Consider the following 19210-nt stretch of genomic DNA (forward strand, 5'->3'; position numbering starts at 1 on the left):
TAAAAAAATATTTAATTATGCAATAAAAATTGATAACCGGAGTTTAAACAAAGCTTAACTTATTACAACTACTCATAAAACACACACAAATGAAAATCTTCTTAAACTAAAAACACATGGTTTATGCAGACTGAATATCTTAAAGGAAAACAAATGAAAAAATATCTTTTTATTGCATTTTTACTTTGCACAACTTTTGGCGCTTTTGCCCAAAAGTTTGCTTACGTAGATACAGAGTACATACTTAAGCAAATGCCTGAGTATAAATCGGCATTGAACCAGTTAGAAGTAGCTTCGAAACAATGGCAACAACAAGTTGACCAAAATTTTAGCGAAATCGACAGGATGTATAAAGCATACCAGGCAGACCAAGTTTTGTTAACGGATGATATGCGCAAGCGCCGTGAAAATGAAATTATCGAAAAAGAAAAGGCGGCAAAAGAATTTCAGAGACAAAAATTTGGTCCTGATGGCGATCTGTTTCAAAGCAGAGCAAAACTTATTAAACCCATCCAGGATAAAGTTGCTGATGTAATTAAACAAATTGCAAAAGCAAAATTTCTTGATTTTATCTTTGACAAAAGCAGCGAAGCTACTATGATGATTTATGCAAGCAGCAGTTACGATGTTAGTAATGATGTGATTGTAAAATTAGGATACAAGCCGGGTGCTGTAAAAAATTAGTATATTCGCCCCTCGAAATAAGCAAAACAATTAAAAAAATAAAAGTTAAATAGAAAATGAGAAAGTTAATTAACGTATTTGTTGTAGCAGCAGGCTTATTGTTTACAGCGAATATGGCAAATGCACAGCAAAAGATTGGTCATGTAAATTCAGAAGATGTATTTGCAAACTTGCCAGAATCTAAAACAGCACAAACTACTTTAGAAAACTTAAGTAAATCTAAGCAAGCTGAAATTGATGTTATGATTAAAGAATATCAAACAAAAATGACAACTGCACAAGCTAAAGCTAAAACACGTAGTGAAGCCAATAAAGAAACAGTTGATAAAGAATTACAAACAGCAGAAACTGAATTACAGGATTTAGAAAAACGCATTACTGATGCAAGAACTAAAGCACAACAAGATTTAGGTACTAAACAAGGTGAATTGTTTCAACCAATTCAAGCTAAAGTAGCAACAGCTATTTCTGCTATATCTAAAGAAAAAGGTTTAGCGTACGTTTTTGATATCGCTAACGGACAAGGTGGTAACAACCTAGTTTTCTGGGAAGGTGGAGATGATATCACTGCAGCAGTTAAAACTAAATTAGGTATTTCTGCAACAGCAGCAAAAGCACCAGCTCCTAAAAAATAAGTTAAATTATTTGAGGAATTAACCTTTAATAATTTTCATGAAAGCGGATTTAAGTTTAACTTAAGTCCGCTTTTTTATTTATCGATTCGTCATGCTAAATTTATTTCAGCATCTTTAATGCTTACTCTTTTTATTTTTAGGTCTTGAAACAAATTCAAGAAGACGGCTGTTCGTATCGATTTTCTAAATTCAATATCTCTACCAAAATGCAACAAACATCACCAATAGGTATTTTTGATTCCGGTTACGGCGGTTTAACTGTATTTCGCTCTATTGCAGAAAAGCTACCAGCCTACGATTATATTTATTTAGGCGATAATGCCCGTTCGCCCTACGGCGACCATTCTTTTGATACCATTTATCGATACACGTTAGAATGTGTAGAATGGCTTTTTAGCAAAGGTTGTAAACTTGTTATTTTGGCTTGTAACACAGCATCGGCAAAAGCATTAAGAACTATCCAACAAAAGGATTTGCCTTCAAAATATCCTGATAGGAGGGTTTTAGGCGTTATCAGACCAACGGCAGAAGTGATTGGAAATTTTACTTCGAGCAAACAAGTAGGTGTTATGGGCACAAGAGGAACCATTAATTCAAAATCATACCTTTTGGAGATAAACAAGTTTTTTCCTGATATTGAAGTTCATCAACAAGCTTGCCCAATGTGGGTTCCAATTATTGAGAATAATGAACATTTACAACCAGGTGCCGATTTCTTTGTAAAAGAATATTGCGAAGCACTATTGGCTCAATCTGCAGAAATAGATTGTGTTTTATTGGCTTGCACACATTATCCATTGTTATTACCCAAGCTTAAAACAGTATTTCCAAGTGATATCAATATTTTAACACAAGGCGAAATTGTTGCAACAAGCCTGGTGGATTACTTACAAAGGCATCCAGAAATCGAAAAGCATTTGGGTAGAAATAACCTTAAATCTTTTTACACCAGCGGCGACCCGGAAGCCTTTGATGAACATGCATCAATATTTTTTGGTGAAGCATTAAAATCGAACAAAATGTAATTCATTTTAACTGTTTAAATGACCTTGTAGAATAACTTCCTCCGTCTACTCATTTTGGCAGTTGTTCTACGCGAACCAAGACAGTTGGAGAGCTCAGTGCATCAAGAAAAGAAACAACTGCATCTTTTTCTGCATTGCTTAATTTTAAACCACGTAATAATTTATCATTTTTTGGAAGTAAGGGGTCATTTGCCTGTTCGGGTTTAACACGCTGATTTGGCATCCCAACATTGTACATATTTAGTACGCCGTCCATATCCGGGAATAAACCATTATGAAACCAAGGTGCCGTTTTCATTACATTTCTTAACCCCGGCGTTTTAAATTTACCAACATCTTCAGGTTTTTTAGTTACGTTGTATAAGCCTAAATCTTCATATTTTCTGCCATAGTAGGTTAATCCGTCGTTATGAAATTCATTATCCGTAAATAGCGGTCCGTTGTGGCAATTAATGCATCTGGCTTTTGTTCTAATTAGATGCAAACCCATTAACTGCTGGTCGCTAAGTGCCTTCTTATCTTTTGCCAAAAACCTATCAAAAGGTGTTCTTCTGCTTACAATACTCCTTTGAAAAGTAGCCAGGCTTTCAAAAATTCTCTTATTTGTAACCTGTGCCGAACCAAATGCATCAATGAAATAAGGTTTGTAACCTTTTATCTTACTTAATTTCTTGCCTAAAACTTTCATATCCTGGTGCATTTCATTGTGTGCAGCAATCGGACTTTCGCCTTGCTCTTCCAAACTATTTGCTCTTCCATCCCAGAATAATTTTTTATAAAACCATACATTTTCTAAAGTTGGTGCATTGCGGATGTTGGCTAAATGATCATGACCGATAGAAACTTGTCGCCCGTCTGTCCAGTGTAAATCTGGCGCATGGCAACTCGAACAGGAAATTTGGTTGGAACCCGATAACCGTGGATCGAAAAATAATATTTTGCCTAGCTCTACAACTTTTTTTATCGAATCATTTTTTAGGTCTAATGGTGATGGAGGCAGTTCACCGAGTTCTGTAAAAACCGCTCCTTTATCCACATTTGGTTTCGGCCACTCAGTTGTGGGTTTAGCGTAAACTTGACGCAGGCTGTCGATGCTTAATTCTTCGTAATTATTAAACTCTGTTGATTGAAAGGAAAAGAAAATTAATCCGCCGAGGATTAAAGCAAGAGAGGCTAAAATTTTATTCATTTATTAAAAGTATATATTTAAGCTGATGTTAGAAGAAAAGCGGTTTGTGCCCGGTAAATAAGTATAGTTTGTATTTGGCATTTTTATGCGTTCCAAATAAGTTAATCCTACTTTAACACCAGCTTGGATTTGTTCAAATGCTGGAAAGCTATAATCGGCACTTATGTTTCCACCAATTTTTGTAGATGTGTTAAATATGTAATCATAGTAAATTACCCTATCTGTAAACTGACCAACATTTATTTCAGGAATGCTGATATTGCTATTTAAAGGTGATGAATAAATGCCATTTAAATCTATACCCCAGTTTTTTTCCTTAGCAAACGTCTTATTAAATCCAAATCCGCCAGCGAGTTCTAATCTATTGTATTTAACATTATTACCCGTCAATCCATCTTTCCTTTGTGCTCCATTTTTGTTAATAGATAACATATAATTAAAACGTGACGCATTTTTTTGTATTGTTAAAATACTTCGCAAACCAAATTGCTCTGCATTGTAAAGATAATTGTTAGCCAAATAAATGTAGTTTAAATCTCTTCCTTCCGAATTGTTATAACTAAGATTTACTGATAGTTTTTTGCTTTTTAAATTCTTTAACCATAATAAATTGAACGCATTTTTATATAAATTATATTGATTAAATCAGTTCGTCCAGAAGGACTCGACCTCAGATATTTTTGATGTTCTTCGATGTGTGAATAAGTGAAATACAGATCTCCGAAATTTCCGGTTTCAAAATTAACGTTTGCATCGAAACCGTTTCTTGATTCATCATTATTATAATCTCGCTCTGTATTTCTTATATAAGCCTCTCCATAACCATTTACCAGATGATTATTATATGCTGGCAATAAAACTATTTGAGAGAAGTTATTATTTTTATAATCTACACTAAACCGCTCTTGACCATAACCATAGCGATATGCAGCGCCAATTTTTAAACGATTGAAAAATGTGTAACCCAATGTTCCAATTAAATTAAACTGAAAATCTGATATAGCTCCTCTAGGATCATTGGTTGAAAAGTGATTGCCAATTCGATAATCTGCACCAAAACCAACAGGCAGGTTATTATTAATAAGGTTCTTTTCTGCTAATGCGCTTAGATTATAAACTGCACGCTCATAACTTACATTAATTGGCGAACCAAAATAATATGGAGCAGTTGTATTATTTCTGGTTTGATGATTATACATGGTGCTATCTTCAAAAGTTTTGCAATAACTAAATAGTCCAAATAACATAACAGAACCTAACTTGGTACTGCCTTCGGTTTTTATGTAAGTGTTTTTGATTTTTCCTGCATTTTGTGCTTCCATCAAATCCCCTTTTTCATAATTAAACCCTATGCTAATGTTGCTGTATTGCAAAGGCATAAGTTTACGTATGTTAAATGGGCTTAGCTTTGCAAATTCAAATGCATTTTTTGAAACAGAATCTGCGTTAAAAACTTTGCTCGTTAAGCTTTGGTTTGCAACTGCGCTATTGCTTTGGCTATAACAAAAAAAGCAATAGCATAGAAACATTGCTAATAATAGTATTTTCTTCATTTTATAAATTAAGGCGTATTGCAATAATTGGCTTTTTATTTTTATTTAAATCCCTTAGGGTTTGCAAGAATGAAATAATCAAAGTCTTCGGTTGAGTTATTGGTATCTTTTAAAATTCTCCTTCCATTTTCGGTTCTATCGGTTTTTCTAACCACAGATTGAGAACTATACTGTCCGTTTGGAGCAAATGTATAGCCGGCATCTAAAGAAGCACCCAGTTTTTTTGGAACACGAGCTGATGCTGTATTTGGTTGTATTTCAACGGCATCAATAATCACATTATTTGGTATTTGATAAAATTTATCTGAAGTTGATGAAGGAAGGGAAATTGTAGGGTAATTGTATTGCGGATAATTTTTTACATCAGTTTTTCCATCTCCTTTAAAAACAATAAACGCTGTTCTACCAGGATTATCAAATAACATATCTGTACCATTGTAGGCTAAAACTTCGATATTTGGCACGGTAGGATTATCAATATCTGATGTTAATGGTCTCGGTAAAAAAGGAGCATAATAAGCTTCGAAATCGGCTCCACTTAAATCAATTGTTAGAGAAGGATCTCGAACTGTAATAGTTTTGCCATCTGTTCCGGTAAAAGGTGATTTGTGGTTAATAGCAGTTTGCGCAATTACAATGCTTGCTCCTGGTAAAACAGGATGTTCTTTACCTTTTCCCGGTAACATAAAAAGTGCCCTTGGGTAAACATAATTGTTATTAGCATCTATATTTGAAGGCATATTAAAGGATTTATTCCAGTCCATTTGCCCATTTGGTAAAGTGTAGTAAGTTGTATTCGTATAACTTTGGCGACCAATTATTTCTGCAAAATATAGGCTATCTGCATACATAACAGAATCAGTATTGTTGTAAATTTCTATAAACTGATCCCGATAAGAGGCTCCAGTTGTGGTGTTAGAGCCAGCATAGTAAATTTGTTTGATTAACCAGTTGCCAATGTTTCCAGAAACGAGTTTAATATTAAGTTCGTTATTGGCTAAGCTTATCGTTTTGTTTTTATCAGATGCATTAAAAATTACATCTTTGTCAACAATTTCGCCCGTTAAAGTGCTATAAGTTGATGCAGGAATGGTAATTGTAGCACTAATATCATATACTCCAGCAGAGATCCCTTCAAAAGAAGCGTGTCCATTGGCATCGGTTAACAATTGCTTTTCTACGTTGGTATTTACATTAAGTATTTTAACCAACACCTTGCCCAAAGCTAACTTTTTACCCAATTCGGTTGAGGCATAAGTGCTAATGATTTTCAGGTTTATCGGCTTTAGTTCCGGTGTTCCTATTTTTTTGCAGGATGAAAATATCATAAGGCTAAACACATATAGTATAAATTTTTTCATTCTAAATAGTTAAAGTTTTAAAGACATTTCTGCCCCAAAGGTGGGAGTGTTATTAGGAAATACCAAGGTTCCTGTAGAACTGGTGTAATAAGGTTGATAATTAAATACGTTATAAACATTAAAAGAAAACCTAAATCGTTTTTTGATTTCTTTTGCAATACTTAAATGGTAGTTTGGTATAATTTTAGGCAAATTATTTGCGCTAAATTCATCAGGCGTACGATATAAATGACCATTTAAGGGATCGTTTCTATCAAAATTATTTATCACCACATAACTATTATCAAGTGTATAGTAAGCAATTGGTACGTTTTGATTTGCTGCCTCAATCGTTTTATTAAACAAATCAAATTCGGCGGTAAGCTGAACAATTAAACTTATTTTAGGAATGTGTGTAGATGCAGTAATTCTACTTGTGCTAAAATAAGCTCTTCTATTATTTGGCTCGTAAACACCAGTAACTGCATATTTTGGATTGGTGCTGGTTGTTTGAGATGTAACAGCATTTGTATAAGTTGGATAAGTAGATTTATATGCAGTTCTTGAAAACCCACCACTGATGTTAAATGAAGTGGCAATTTCTTTAATTTCTGGAGTGCTTAGAACCACTTCAAAACCTTGATTTTCTGATCTTAAATCATTATCAAACCTAAAATAATCTAATGAATAGGTTCTTGTGCCAGTTTGAGTATAGGTAGCTGCCTGCCCAGGTGTTAATGTGGCCGCATAAGTAGGTAAGGTTAATGCTTGATAATCGTGAACTGTACTTATACCATTGCTGTTGGTTTTGTTATACGCGGAAAGTGAAAGGTTAAAATCCTTTAATTTTATTTGAGTAGTAAATTCGATGGTTTCGCTTTTTGAAGCTTTAAGATTCTCATTGTTAGGTTCGTACCGATTTACATATAGCAAATAGATGCTTTCATTTACATTTCCATTATATGCATTTAGTAACGGAATCTCTCTAAATGTTGGTCCAGGATACCTTTGTGCCAAACCTGGAGATTTGAATGCAAGTCCATAAGCCAATCCAATTTTTACGTTTTTATTTAACTCATAATTGATATTTGTTCTTGGAGCAAAAGAGGCATATCCGTTTTGAATATCAAGCCTTAAACCTGCCCTTACATTTAAATCACGGTTGAAAACTCTAGCCTTAAACATATCTTCAGTATAAAAACCAACATCTTGAATTGCATTTGCGAGATTAAAATCGTAATACCGTTCAGAATTTTTAGATGAAAATGTAGTTGATGTTACCCTAACGCCACTTCTTGGAGCATTTGGATCTACGACCTGGCCTAAACCTTTGTTTGCGCTGTAATTGTAGTTTCCGCCAAATGATAAATAATGGGTTAGGTTACCAGTGTTAAACTCTGTATTTAAATCCATTCGGGCAGAAAAGTTTATAGGTCTACCATCAATTTGCGAAATTGCAGTGTAAACACCCGAATCATATTTTCCTTGAGTGATTCCGGTCTGTACCGCATCAGAATATAAAACGTAAGCTTCGTTTACTAGCTGCTCATCATAAGTTACCTGATGTCCCTCAGCATAATTTAAGTTCAAACCAATACTTTTAAAAAACTTATTGCTAAATCGATAACTAGTTCGATTGCTTACACTTAAATTCCAACTATCAAACCTTGTTTTGGTACTTTTAGGATCATCAGGGTCTTGTTTAATTCCGTCGAGGTTTTTGCCATAATCGAAACTGAATGCGTTTTTAAGCTCTTTGTTCTTGCCATAACTATTGGTCCACATTGCATTTGCGTTAATCCTTCTATATTCTTTCAATTTATCGCGATTGTCTGCAAAAGAGTTAACATAATTTACACCTAAATTAAGTGCTCCGAGTTTATCACTTAATTTTAATCCCTTACTTGCACTGTATGATGTGGCATTATCTCTTAATTGCATTCGTATGTTTGTGGAGGATACACCTGCCTGGCGTTCTATAACTACTGCACCATCAGTTAAATCTCCATATTTTACAGGGGCAACGCCAGAAATGATTTCAATGCTTTCTATGTTGTCAGCAGGTATTTGTCTTAAATCTGTTCCACCAAAAGCATAATCGCCACTGTAAGTTGTATTTCCACTGCCTCTTAAACCATAACTTGCACCTGAAGTAATTACAGAACTTCCCATACCACTCATTCCCACATTTCGACTTTGCATATTTGCATTATTACTGATAGGGTTACCATCTAAAATAATTGCCACGCCAAAAGAGTTATTTAACTTGAAGTTACTTCTGCCGCTGGTTGTTGGTGCAAATGTTGATCTTAAGGTTAAATTTTGAACGCTTTGCATCGATGGCGGCTGAATTTTCCTATTCGGAATTTGGTTTAGTAAATCGTTTACACTTAACGCCGGTATCTGTTCTATTAAATCTCTGGTAATGATTAACGATGAGTTGGTAGAACCTGAATAGTTTCTTTTGGCATTAATTTCAATGTTTTCTAAACTTAAATCAAGCACTTTAAGGCTAATGTTTCCTAAATTGTTTTCACCAGCCTTAACCGTAACCGTTAAACTTAATTTTTGAAAACCAATGTATGAGAATTCGAAAGAAAGTTTGTTATTGCTTTCCGAGCCATTAATCCTAAATACCCCATTCTTATCCGTAATGGCATATTGATTGGTTTCAACAACTTTAATATTTACAAGTTCCAAAGGATTGTTTTGCGGATCTACAATTCGCCCGGTAATTTCATTCTTTACTTGTGCAATGCTTGCCAAGCTCAACAAAACGAAAAATATTGATGTATATAATTTATTCAATTTAGATTGATTCTTATTAATCGCCAAAGGTGTAATATTCAATTTAATTTTCAAAATTATTTAGAATAATTATAAATAATAAATGGTTTTACAATTTGTTTAGACACGAAATCAGATTGATAGACATTCAAACTTTCTCTGTCAGTTTAACCTCATCATTAGAAAAGAAAGCATTTTTGTTTAGGTTGTAATTGTTTAAAAGGATAACTTTGCGGCTTCAAACCCACACAATGAGTGATCAGATAAAACACGAATGCGGAATCGCTTTTATTCGCCTGTTAAAACCACTTTCTTACTACCAGCAAAAGTACGGGACAGCACTTTACGGCCTTAATAAATTATACCTTTTAATGGAAAAGCAGCATAACCGAGGTCAGGATGGCGCCGGTATTGCAACCATTAAATTGGATATGAAACCTGGCAGCAGGTATATTAGCCGCTATCGAAGCATGGCATCCAATGCGGTAGCAGATATCTTCGAATATGTTCAAAACAAATTTGTAGATATACAAGAAAACACACCTGAATTAATGCAGGATACGGAGTGGCTCAAAAACAACGTAAGCTTTATCGGCGAGGTGTTAATGGGCCATTTGCGTTATGGTACACATGGTAAAAACAGCATCGAAAATTGCCATCCTTTTTTAAGGCAAAATAACTGGATGACTCGTAATCTTGTTATTGCAGGTAATTTCAACATGACAAATGTTGATGAACTTCTAGAACAGTTGTACGAATTGGGTCAGCATCCAAAAGAAAAAGCTGATACCGTTACGGTGCTAGAAAAAATTGGTCACTTTTTAGATGATGAAAATCAGGAGCTTTTTGATGAGTATAAAAAAGAAGGACACGATAACGTTGCCATAACTCAGAAAATAGCTGAAAATTTAAATATTGCAAATATTCTACGTCGCTCGGCTAAAACCTGGGATGGTGGTTATTCTATTTGTGGTATGGTTGGTAATGGAGATTCATTCATCATGAGAGATCCGGCAGGAATTCGCCCGGCTTATTATTATTACGATGATGAAATTGTTGTGGCTGCATCAGAGCGCCCGGCATTACAAACCGCTTTTAACATTCAATTTAAAGATGTTAAAGAGATAGATCCTGGTCATGCTTTAATCATCAAGAAAAATGGTGAGGTTAGCATGGAACAATTTCGTGAACCAACCGAAAGACTTTCTTGTTCTTTTGAACGCATTTATTTCTCAAAAGGAAGTGATGTGGAAATTTACCAGGAACGCAAGCAATTGGGGCGCTTACTTTGTAACCAGGTGCTTAAAGCTGTTGATTATGATTTAAAAAACACGGTATTTTCTTTTATTCCGAATACGGCAGAAGTGGCATTTTTCGGTATGGTTGATGGCGTAAATCAATATGTTCGCAACCATCAAAAAGATGTATTGTTAAATAAAAGGGAACAGTTAAGTGATGGCGAGCTTGATGAACTGCTATCGATGACACCAAGAGTTGAAAAACTTGCTGTTAAGGATGTAAAGCTTCGTACTTTTATTACCCAGGATGCAGATCGTGGTGAAATGGTGGCGCATGTTTATGATACAACTTATGGCATTATAAAAAACCATCAGGATACATTGGTTGCTTTAGATGATTCGATCGTTCGCGGTACAACACTTAAACAAAGTATTATTAAGATTGTAGATCGATTGCATCCTAAAAAAATCATTATTGTTTCTTCAGCACCGCAAATCAGATATCCAGATTGTTATGGTATTGATATGAGTAGGATGGGGCAATTTGTAGCCTTTGATGCAGCAATACAACTGCTAACCGAGAGAGGAATGTGGCAGGTTATTGAAGATGTGTATTCTAAATGTAAGGCTTCGCTGTTTTTACCTAAAGAGCAAATTGTAAATCATGTAAAAGAGATTTACAAACCATTTACTCCTGAAGAAATTTCTGCAAAGATTGCTCAAATTATTACACCAAAAGGAACAGTTGCATCAGTTGAAGTTATTTACCAAAGTTTAGAAAATTTACATAGTGCTTGTCCTAAAAACAAAGGCGACTGGTATTTCTCAGGAAATTACCCTACGCCAGGCGGTAATAAAGTTGTAAATAAAGCTTTTGTTAACTGGAAAGAAGGAAATAATCAAAGAGCATATTAATTCAATATCGTATACTATTAATTATAGCCTGCATTTTATGTAGGCTATTTTTTTGTCTAAATATTTTAAAGCTTTCAATCATTTTTCAGAACACTTTGAAAACCATTTGCTTGGCTAAACGTTAATGAAATCATAAAATTTAAGAATATGAAAAAGATTTTAATAGCACTAGTAATTTGTTTAGGGTTTGGATGTTCAGAAAATAGCCAAAAAAAGGTCGATTCTGTAATTGATGATACGAGCGATAGTTTAGTAGCAAAAGTTGACCAAGTTGGTGATAGCCTTAAACGTGTAAAGGATGATATCAAAAACAAAATCCCTAAGTTTAAAATTGATGTAATTAAAACTATCCCAATTTCCTTGCAGTGGATAAGTTTCGACAAGCAAGGTTCGGCTCAGCTTACCAAGCAAAGTGATGGCTGGTTTTCAATTAAAGGAGAACAAACCAATACCAATAACGAATTTTTAAGATTAGATGGAAAAATCAAAAGGTTAGATGCCAATCAACTTTCTTTTGAGGGAACAATTATTACCTATATTAAAGATAACAATGGTGGTAAACCGTGTGAAAAAACAGGAACACAAATTTTTGCTAAAAAGGGCGAAAGAAATTACTATAGGTTACAAAATATGGAAAACTGTTCTGGCGGCAAGGTTTTAGATTATGTAGATATTTACGATTTAGATCAGGTTGTAAAATAACTAGGCATAAAATTTAAAGTAGGTTTTTACAATTAGCCAGATGGCAAAAATGATAATTACAACACCTGCAATCTTATTTAATTTTCTTAATGAATCTTCTTTAATTTTATAGCGTAACTTACTAGAATAGAAACTTTTACCACCATCAATAGCCAATTGGGTGGCCATAGCAATAAAAAAACAGACTAATTTTTCGTTAAGCATATTATTAAGCTTAACGGAAATTATTCCACTTACAATTATCCAAAACATTAATGTTGATGGGGTGAGGATGCACATTAAAAATCCTTTAATAACATAACCTCTTTTACTTACTTTTTGTAGGGTAGAGCTATCATAATTAACAGTTATTTTAGAAACGAGATAATATATTCCAACAGCGAGTAAGAATATACCCCCAATTACGCCCACATATTTGTCGAAATCTGCTTTGTAATCGAAGAACTGACTACCAAAAAGCACTAAAGCAATTAGAATAACATCACTAATAATTACACCTACTGCTAAAGAAAAGCCAGCTTTAAAGCCTTTCTCTATACTGGTTTTTATCATTGCAAAGAATACCGGCCCTGTTAAAAACGATGAAATAATCCCTGCCCCAATACCTAACAATATGGCTTCAAACATGCATTGTGTTATTTATGAATATGCGAATATGCAATTTAAAGCTAAACATATCAACTTTATTTTTGTTGCATAGGTTGCATAATTTTGATGTTTTTAATTTTATTTTATTTAAGTTTAGCCCCAATAAAACTAAAAGCATAACATATATAAAATGTCAAAAGAAACAACAAAAAATTATGGTACAGCGCTATACACGATTATAACTGTATTCTTTTTTTGGGGGTTCGTTGCCGCTTCAAACGGTATCTTCATTCCCTTTTGTAAAACACACTTCAAATTAACCCAATTTGAATCTCAACTAATCGATTTTACCTTTTATGGAGGATACTTTATCGGTTCTTTAATATTGTATTTTGCTTCGCAGGCTACAAAGGTTGATATTCTAAATAAAATCGGATACAAAAAGGGTATCATCGTTGGTTTAATCATTTCAGCTGCGGGTGCTTTATTAATGATTCCTGCTGTTCAATCAGGTTCGTTTCTATTCATCTTATTTGCGTTTTTTGTTATTGCGTTGGGTTTCTCGTTACAACAAACAGCTGCAAATCCATTTGTTGTTGCATTGGGTGAGCCTGAAAGTGGCGCACATCGATTAAACTTAGCCGGTGGTATTAATAACTTTGGCGGTTTAATGGGTCCGGTAATTGTAAGTGTTGTACTTTTCGGAACCGCTAACGATGCTGTAGCGAAAGTGGTAGAAATTTCATCTATCAATAATCTATATTATATTCTTGCTGGCTTGTTTGTAGCGGTTGCTATATTCTTTGCCGTATCAAAACTACCAGATGTAACAAGCACAGAAAAAATAGAAGCAAGTAGTAAACCTACTGGTCCGTTAGTGGTAATGATAATCGGATTTTTAATGGTTGCAGCTGCTAGTCCGCTAGCTAATTTAACCGGAATTAGCAGTTCTATATTTGTTTATTCATCGTTCGCTATTATTTTGGGTGCATTGCTTTATGGCTATTTAGCTAAAAAAGAAAATTCTTCTAGTTGGGGTGCTATGCAATATCCTCAATTGGTTTTAGGTATGTTGGCTATCTTTATGTACGTAGGTACTGAAGTTACCATTCAAAGTAATTTAGGTGCGCTGTTAAAACTTCCTGATTTTGGTGGTTTGGCAGACGCTGAAATTAAGCCTTATATCTCTTTATATTGGGGTAGTATGATGATTGGACGTTGGGCTGGAGCGGTAAGTGCTTTCAACCTTACTAAAATGACTAAAAATGTATTAACGGTTATTGTTCCTTTCGTTGCTTTCGGTATTATTTTAATTGTTAACCATGCAACCGGTACTGATGTTGGTAACCTATATGTTTATGCAGTTTGTATTGCAATAATGGTTGTCGCCGTTTTCATCGGACAAGAAAAGCCTGCTAAAACGCTAGCAATTTTTGGCACTTTAGGTGCAATAGCAATTACCATTGGGTTGTTTACAACTGGTCATGTTGCCATTTTTGCTTTTGTAAGTGGTGGTTTATGTTGTTCAATTATGTGGCCTTCTATATTCTCTTTAGCCATTACGGGTTTAGGGAAATATACTGCTCAAGGTTCATCATTTTTAATTATGATGATTTTAGGTGGTTCAATTATTCCTCCAATTCAAGGTGAACTTGCAGATAGTGCAGGAATCCACAATTCTTATATTATTCCTGTGATTGGTTTCGCTTACTTAATTTTCTTCGCTTGGAAAGTTAGTGGTGAATTGAAAAAACAAGGTATTGATGTAGAAAGTATCGCCGCAGAAGGCGGACACTAAATTTTAACAAACTTATTTTAACGCCACAGAAATTATTTTCTGTGGCTTTTTTAATTAATAAATGACTGATAAACCGAGCTTCGATAGCATTTTCATGAATTTGGCTACAGAATTGGCCACACGTTCTCATTGTGTGCGAGCACATGTTGGTGCCGTCTTAACTAAAGATACCCGAATCATATCAATTGGTTATAATGGTCCTCCAGCTGGAACCCATAATTGTGATGAAGAATGGCCGGATACAGGCTGTGCCCGCGATAGTAAAGGAAGTTGCTCTTTAGCGCTCCATGCAGAAGAAAATGCCATACTTTATGCATCAAAAAATGGCTCAAAAATAGAAGGATGCACCTTATACACCACATTATCACCTTGTATTGCATGTGCTAGGTTAATACTCTCATCGGGAATTAAACTAGTTTATTATTCAAAATCTTACGCGGTCTACAAAGGTTTACCAAATGATGAAGGTGTAGATTTTTTAAGAAAATTTGGTGTGGAAGTTAAGTTGATGGAATCTTAAAGCTTGATAGAATTTACCAATAAAACAATTTAACAATTCCCTTTCTTTATCTATCTTTGCGGATGCAAGAAAAAATCATTATCGTCGATTTTGGTTCGCAATTTACTCAACTAATAGCCCGTAGGGTTCGCGAACTAAATATTTACTGTGAAATATATCCATTCAATAATCTTCCCGATATAAATACGAGTGATGTAAAGGGAGTAATCTTTTCTGGTAGTCCGTATTCTGTTCGTCAGGATGATGCTCCTCAGGTAGATTTAACCAACTATCACTTAAAACTTCCTTTATTAGCTGTTTGTTACGGTGCTCAATACATCGCTCAAAAATCAGGTGGTGAAGTTCAGGCTTCTTCTACTCGCGAATATGGCCGTGCAAACCTTAATTTTGTAAATCAGGAAAATAAATTATTTAAAGGTATAAATATTGATTCTCAGGTGTGGATGAGCCATGGCGATACCATAACCCAAATGCCTGAAGGCGCAGAATTAATTGCAAGTACAGAAAGCGTAAAAGTTGCTGCATACCATATCAGTAATTCTGATACCTATGCCATTCAATTCCATCCGGAAGTAACGCACAGTACAGATGGTAAATTACTATTACATAATTTTTTGGTAGATATTTGCGGTTGCAGTCAAGATTGGACTTCTGCAGCTTTTATTGATACTACAATTGCCGAACTGAAAGAAACCCTTGGCGGTGATAAAGTTGTTTTAGGTTTATCGGGTGGTGTAGATAGTAGTGTGGCTGCGGTTTTATTGCATAAAGCTATCGGCGCAAATTTGCATTGTATTTTTGTTGATAACGGACTTTTACGTAAAGATGAATACGAACAAGTATTGGAGCAATACAAGCACATGGGCTTAAACATTAAAGGGATTGATGCTAAAGATCGTTTTTTAAGTCAACTTGCCGGCTTAAAAGACCCAGAACTGAAAAGAAAAGCAATTGGTCGCGTTTTTATCGAAGTATTTGATGATGCTGCCCATGAAGTTACAGGTGTAAATTGGTTAGGTCAAGGAACAATTTACCCAGATGTTATCGAATCTGTTTCGGTAAATGGTCCTTCAGCAACCATAAAATCGCATCATAATGTTGGCGGTTTACCAGATTTTATGAAATTAAAAGTTGTTGAACCATTGAAAACGCTGTTTAAAGATGAGGTGAGGAGAGTGGGTAAAGCTTTAGGTATTGACGATGTTATTTTAGGTCGCCATCCCTTTCCTGGACCAGGTTTGGCAATTCGTATTTTGGGAGATGTTACTGCAGAGAAAGTAGAAATTTTACAACATGCAGATTCTATTTACATCAACGAATTAAAATCAGCAGGTTTATACGATAAAGTTTGGCAAGCCGGAGCAATATTTCTGCCAGTTCAATCCGTTGGTGTTATGGGTGATGAACGTACTTACGAAAATGTAATTTGCTTGCGAGCAGTAGAATCAGTAGATGGAATGACTGCCGATTGGTGCCATTTACCTTATCCAGTTTTAGCAAAAATATCAAACGAAATAATAAATAAAGTTAAAGGTATAAACAGGGTAGTTTATGATATTAGTTCGAAACCACCTGCAACTATAGAGTGGGAATAATATCACACTAACTATTTTTATTTATCCTACACAATTTATGCTGGTGAAAAAACTTTTGCCAGCATTTTTGGTTAAAAACAACAACATGATTACAAAGAAGGAATATTGGATTTTAATTTATTTTAGTTTGTTTTTGGTGGCCTGTTCGCCTAAAATTGTAACAACGAATAAGCCAACTCCTAAGCCAGAAGTAAAAGAAAAGCCAATAGAGAAAAAGGCTGTTAAGCGGTTTTCTCAGGCAAATATTTCGCTTTTAGTTCCTTTTAAACTTAATGAAGCAAACTTAAAATTTATGAGCAAGGCAGATGTTGAAAAATATGCCATGCCGATAGATTTTTACCAGGGATTTAAACTCGGTTTAGATTCTGTTGCTGCTTCTGGTTTAAATTTTAAACTTAATGTTTTTGATACGCAGGATGAAAATTCGCGTATTGGGGATATTTACAACAATGACAGTTTTAGAAAAAGCAATTTAGTTGTTGGTCCGGTATTTCCAAATGGCATTAAATACATTACAAACTATTCAAAACTGAATAATGTACCAGTTGTTTCGCCATTAGCAGCATCTCGACCATCAGATTTTAACAACCCTAATCTTATTTCTATTGTAAGTAACATTGATTTACATGCAAAAAAAATAGCTTCTTATATTGATAAAAATTTTACTCCTTCAAATACAATCATTGTAATTATTAATCCGAAAAAAACAGATGATGAGCAGCTTGCTTCGCCGTTAAGAAACTATTTTCTATCAAAAAGCTCAAATAAATTTGTTGTGCAGGAGTATGCGTCGGCCTTCACTTTTGAAACAAAAATGATTAAGGGGAAGCAATATGTTGTCGTTGTAACATCATCAGATAGAGCTTTTGTAGTGCCGACAATAGATAAATTGTTTAAGCTTAAAAATTTGGCCACAGGTGGTTATTCAATAAGTTTATTTGGGCATCCAACCTGGTCTAAACAAAATTATCCTACTGATAAATTACAGGCATTAAATACGGTAATAACTTCTTCTTATAAAGTTGATTACAAAAGCATTAATGTTATCAATTTTATAAAAAAATATAGGAAAAAATATGGCTTTGAACCTGGCGAATATGCCTTTAAAGGTTTTGATGAAGGCTATTATTTTGCTAAACTTCTAGCCACCTATGGAGAGGATTATTTAAGCTACCTCACCAAAGAGAGGTATAAGGGGCTTCATAATTCTTTTACATTTATGTATGATGAGCAATTGGGTTACATAAATACGAGTTTAATGCTTTTACAGTATCGAAATTTTGCTTTAAATGTTATTGAGTAAAATTTATAATTTAACTAAATGAGAGTTGAACATCAAATAAGAGCATTTGAACAGGTTTTAAAAAGCTACGATGGAAATCTGCCTTTACATAGATTTTTGCCAACATATTTTAAGCAAAATAAGCAAATGGGCTCATCGGACAGGAGGTGGGTAACACGGCATTTATATAGTTTTTTTAGATTAGGAAAAGCGTTACCCCAACTCAGTAATGAAGAACGTTTAAGTATTGCTGATTTTCTTGCTCATGATACGCTAAGCTTAATTGTAGAAAAGAATTTACAAGATTTTGCAGATAACATTCACTTTCCTTTTGAAGAGAAATTGCAATTGGTTATATCGCAATACCCCGATTTTAATTTAGAAGATGTTTATCCATACCATTCATTTCTATCGCCAGATGTAGATAAACAAGCCTTTTTTAAATCATTCTTCAGTCAGCCAAATTTATTTATTAGGGTATCTGCCGAAAATGTTTCTTCCATTGTAACTAAGCTGCAAAACGAAGATATTATAGTAGAGCAAGTTTCTGAAACAGCTTTATCCTTACCTAATGGTACAAAACTAGAAAACATTTTAGAAGAAGGGTCTTATCAAGTTCAAGATTTATCATCGCAACATACAGGAAGTTATTTTAAGCCGAGTAAATATGATAAATGGTGGGATTGTTGCGCCGCCTCTGGAGGAAAAACCTTATTGCTGCATAGTTTAGAGCCAGTTATAGAATTATTGGTAACGGATTTACGTGAAAGTATTTTGCTAAATTTAGATGAACGTTTTAAACATGCAGGTATTAGAAAATACCATAAAAAGGAACTCGATTTACTAAAAAATAACGAACAAATTTTACATCACTATGCATTTGATGGGATTATATTAGATGCACCTTGCACAGGTTCTGGAACGTGGGGAAGAACAGCTGAAATGTTAACATTTTTTGAAGAAAGAAAAATTAGTCAATTTGCAACAATACAAAAAGCAATTGTACAAAATGTAGTTAAGTATTTAAAACCTGGGAAACCATTAATTTACATCACTTGCTCTGCTTTTTCTGCAGAAAATGAAGAAGTTATCAAACACATCACCGAAACATTACCTTTAACTTTAGAATCTATGGAGTTAATAAAAGGTTATGAGAACAATGCGGATACCATGTTTGTAGCGAGGTTAATCAAAAAGACCCAAGATTAAAGGATTTTTTGCTACAGAAGTGGTTAGAATGCATCTGGTTTAAATATGCTCAAACCATTCCTTTAAATTCTTCTTAAGATATTTTGCCGCTTCTATTAAAACAGCAATTGCCCCGATTAGAAGGGTGTATTGTTCAAAGCTGTTCATGTT

15 protein-coding genes and 1 pseudogene are annotated in these 19210 nt (G+C 34.3%); 10 read left to right on the forward strand and 6 right to left on the reverse strand.

Annotation, left to right across the window (positions count from 1 at the left end; all coding sequences use genetic code 11):
- Positions 1-153: 153 nt before the first annotated feature.
- From ACFOWA_RS09715 to murI, 3 genes are all read left to right on the forward strand, one after another.
- Entirely contained in the window at positions 154-684 is a 531-nt protein-coding gene (locus tag ACFOWA_RS09715; protein WP_378984682.1) for an OmpH family outer membrane protein, read from the forward strand.
- 56 nt (positions 685-740) lie between these two features.
- Complete coding sequence (locus ACFOWA_RS09720) at positions 741-1319, forward strand: OmpH family outer membrane protein (RefSeq protein ID WP_378984580.1); 579 nt, start codon at positions 741-743, stop codon at positions 1317-1319.
- 206 nt (positions 1320-1525) lie between these two features.
- Positions 1526-2344 carry a glutamate racemase gene (gene murI, locus ACFOWA_RS09725; RefSeq protein ID WP_378984684.1) on the forward strand — a complete coding sequence of 273 codons (819 nt, stop codon included), beginning with the start codon at positions 1526-1528 and terminating at the stop codon, positions 2342-2344.
- 49 nt (positions 2345-2393) lie between these two features.
- On the opposite strand, the gene ACFOWA_RS09730 is transcribed toward murI, so the two are convergent.
- From ACFOWA_RS09730 to ACFOWA_RS09750, 5 genes and pseudogenes are all read right to left on the reverse strand, one after another.
- Positions 2394-3533 (reverse strand): cytochrome-c peroxidase, encoded by a 1140-nt coding sequence (locus tag ACFOWA_RS09730; RefSeq protein ID WP_378984582.1) that lies wholly within the window; start codon positions 3531-3533, stop codon positions 2394-2396.
- Positions 3534-3536: 3 nt separating this feature from the next.
- A pseudogene (locus ACFOWA_RS09735) lies at positions 3537-4100 on the reverse strand (DUF6850 family outer membrane beta-barrel protein); the annotation flags it as partial.
- Between the two features lie 29 nt (positions 4101-4129).
- A complete protein-coding gene (locus ACFOWA_RS09740; RefSeq protein WP_378984585.1) occupies positions 4130-5086 on the reverse strand; it encodes a DUF6850 family outer membrane beta-barrel protein in 957 nt (318 codons plus the stop codon).
- A gap of 41 nt (positions 5087-5127) precedes the next feature.
- Positions 5128-6447, reverse strand: a complete 1320-nt coding sequence (locus ACFOWA_RS09745; RefSeq protein ID WP_378984588.1) for a DUF4876 domain-containing protein — start codon at positions 6445-6447, stop codon at positions 5128-5130.
- 9 nt (positions 6448-6456) lie between these two features.
- Positions 6457-9234, reverse strand: coding sequence for a TonB-dependent receptor (locus ACFOWA_RS09750; protein WP_378984590.1), 2778 nt, complete (start codon positions 9232-9234; stop codon positions 6457-6459).
- 230 nt (positions 9235-9464) lie between these two features.
- Between ACFOWA_RS09750 and ACFOWA_RS09755 the strand changes: the two genes are divergently transcribed.
- Together ACFOWA_RS09755 and ACFOWA_RS09760 are read left to right on the forward strand one after the other, a co-directional pair.
- A complete protein-coding gene (locus tag ACFOWA_RS09755; RefSeq protein ID WP_378984593.1) occupies positions 9465-11366 on the forward strand; it encodes an amidophosphoribosyltransferase in 1902 nt (633 codons plus the stop codon).
- Positions 11367-11513: 147 nt separating this feature from the next.
- Positions 11514-12068 carry a hypothetical protein gene (locus tag ACFOWA_RS09760; RefSeq protein ID WP_378984595.1) on the forward strand — a complete coding sequence of 185 codons (555 nt, stop codon included), beginning with the start codon at positions 11514-11516 and terminating at the stop codon, positions 12066-12068.
- On the opposite strand, the gene ACFOWA_RS09765 is transcribed toward ACFOWA_RS09760, so the two are convergent.
- The gene (locus tag ACFOWA_RS09765) at positions 12069-12695 is read right to left on the reverse strand and encodes a LysE family translocator (protein ID WP_378984598.1); all 627 of its coding nucleotides are present in this window, start codon (positions 12693-12695) and stop codon (positions 12069-12071) included.
- Positions 12696-12846: 151 nt separating this feature from the next.
- On the opposite strand from ACFOWA_RS09765, the gene ACFOWA_RS09770 reads away from it, so the two are divergent.
- From ACFOWA_RS09770 to ACFOWA_RS09790, 5 genes are all read left to right on the forward strand, one after another.
- Positions 12847-14454, forward strand: a complete 1608-nt coding sequence (locus tag ACFOWA_RS09770) for an MFS transporter (protein WP_378984600.1) — start codon at positions 12847-12849, stop codon at positions 14452-14454.
- A 61-nt stretch (positions 14455-14515) separates the two neighbouring features.
- A complete protein-coding gene (locus ACFOWA_RS09775) occupies positions 14516-14974 on the forward strand; it encodes a deoxycytidylate deaminase (protein WP_378984602.1) in 459 nt (152 codons plus the stop codon).
- 62 nt (positions 14975-15036) lie between these two features.
- Positions 15037-16569: a glutamine-hydrolyzing GMP synthase gene (guaA, locus tag ACFOWA_RS09780; RefSeq protein ID WP_378984604.1), complete on the forward strand. Its 1533-nt coding sequence runs from the start codon at positions 15037-15039 to the stop codon at positions 16567-16569.
- A gap of 85 nt (positions 16570-16654) precedes the next feature.
- Complete coding sequence (locus ACFOWA_RS09785) at positions 16655-17872, forward strand: ABC transporter substrate-binding protein (RefSeq protein ID WP_378984606.1); 1218 nt, start codon at positions 16655-16657, stop codon at positions 17870-17872.
- A gap of 18 nt (positions 17873-17890) precedes the next feature.
- On the forward strand, positions 17891-19060 hold the full coding sequence (locus ACFOWA_RS09790) for an RsmB/NOP family class I SAM-dependent RNA methyltransferase (RefSeq protein ID WP_378984608.1): 1170 nt from the start codon (positions 17891-17893) through the stop codon (positions 19058-19060).
- Positions 19061-19210 lie beyond the last annotated feature (150 nt).

This window comes from Pedobacter lithocola (assembly GCF_042650845.1).
GTDB classification, from domain to species: domain Bacteria; phylum Bacteroidota; class Bacteroidia; order Sphingobacteriales; family Sphingobacteriaceae; genus Pedobacter; species Pedobacter lithocola.

What these genes read in the sequence shown, in the direction of transcription:
- ACFOWA_RS09715 (WP_378984682.1), top strand. Translation starts at nt 154, where the DNA reads ATGAAAAAATATCTTTTTATTGCATTTTTACTTTGCACAACTTTTGGC.
- ACFOWA_RS09720 (WP_378984580.1), top strand. Translation starts at nt 741, where the DNA reads ATGAGAAAGTTAATTAACGTATTTGTTGTAGCAGCAGGCTTATTGTTT.
- murI (WP_378984684.1), top strand. Translation starts at nt 1,526, where the DNA reads ATGCAACAAACATCACCAATAGGTATTTTTGATTCCGGTTACGGCGGT.
- ACFOWA_RS09730 (WP_378984582.1), bottom strand. Translation starts at nt 3,533, where the DNA reads ATGAATAAAATTTTAGCCTCTCTTGCTTTAATCCTCGGCGGATTAATT.
- ACFOWA_RS09740 (WP_378984585.1), bottom strand. Translation starts at nt 5,086, where the DNA reads ATGAAGAAAATACTATTATTAGCAATGTTTCTATGCTATTGCTTTTTT.
- ACFOWA_RS09745 (WP_378984588.1), bottom strand. Translation starts at nt 6,447, where the DNA reads ATGAAAAAATTTATACTATATGTGTTTAGCCTTATGATATTTTCATCC.
- ACFOWA_RS09755 (WP_378984593.1), top strand. Translation starts at nt 9,465, where the DNA reads ATGAGTGATCAGATAAAACACGAATGCGGAATCGCTTTTATTCGCCTG.
- ACFOWA_RS09760 (WP_378984595.1), top strand. Translation starts at nt 11,514, where the DNA reads ATGAAAAAGATTTTAATAGCACTAGTAATTTGTTTAGGGTTTGGATGT.
- ACFOWA_RS09765 (WP_378984598.1), bottom strand. Translation starts at nt 12,695, where the DNA reads ATGTTTGAAGCCATATTGTTAGGTATTGGGGCAGGGATTATTTCATCG.
- ACFOWA_RS09770 (WP_378984600.1), top strand. Translation starts at nt 12,847, where the DNA reads ATGTCAAAAGAAACAACAAAAAATTATGGTACAGCGCTATACACGATT.
- ACFOWA_RS09775 (WP_378984602.1), top strand. Translation starts at nt 14,516, where the DNA reads ATGACTGATAAACCGAGCTTCGATAGCATTTTCATGAATTTGGCTACA.
- guaA (WP_378984604.1), top strand. Translation starts at nt 15,037, where the DNA reads ATGCAAGAAAAAATCATTATCGTCGATTTTGGTTCGCAATTTACTCAA.
- ACFOWA_RS09785 (WP_378984606.1), top strand. Translation starts at nt 16,655, where the DNA reads ATGATTACAAAGAAGGAATATTGGATTTTAATTTATTTTAGTTTGTTT.
- ACFOWA_RS09790 (WP_378984608.1), top strand. Translation starts at nt 17,891, where the DNA reads ATGAGAGTTGAACATCAAATAAGAGCATTTGAACAGGTTTTAAAAAGC.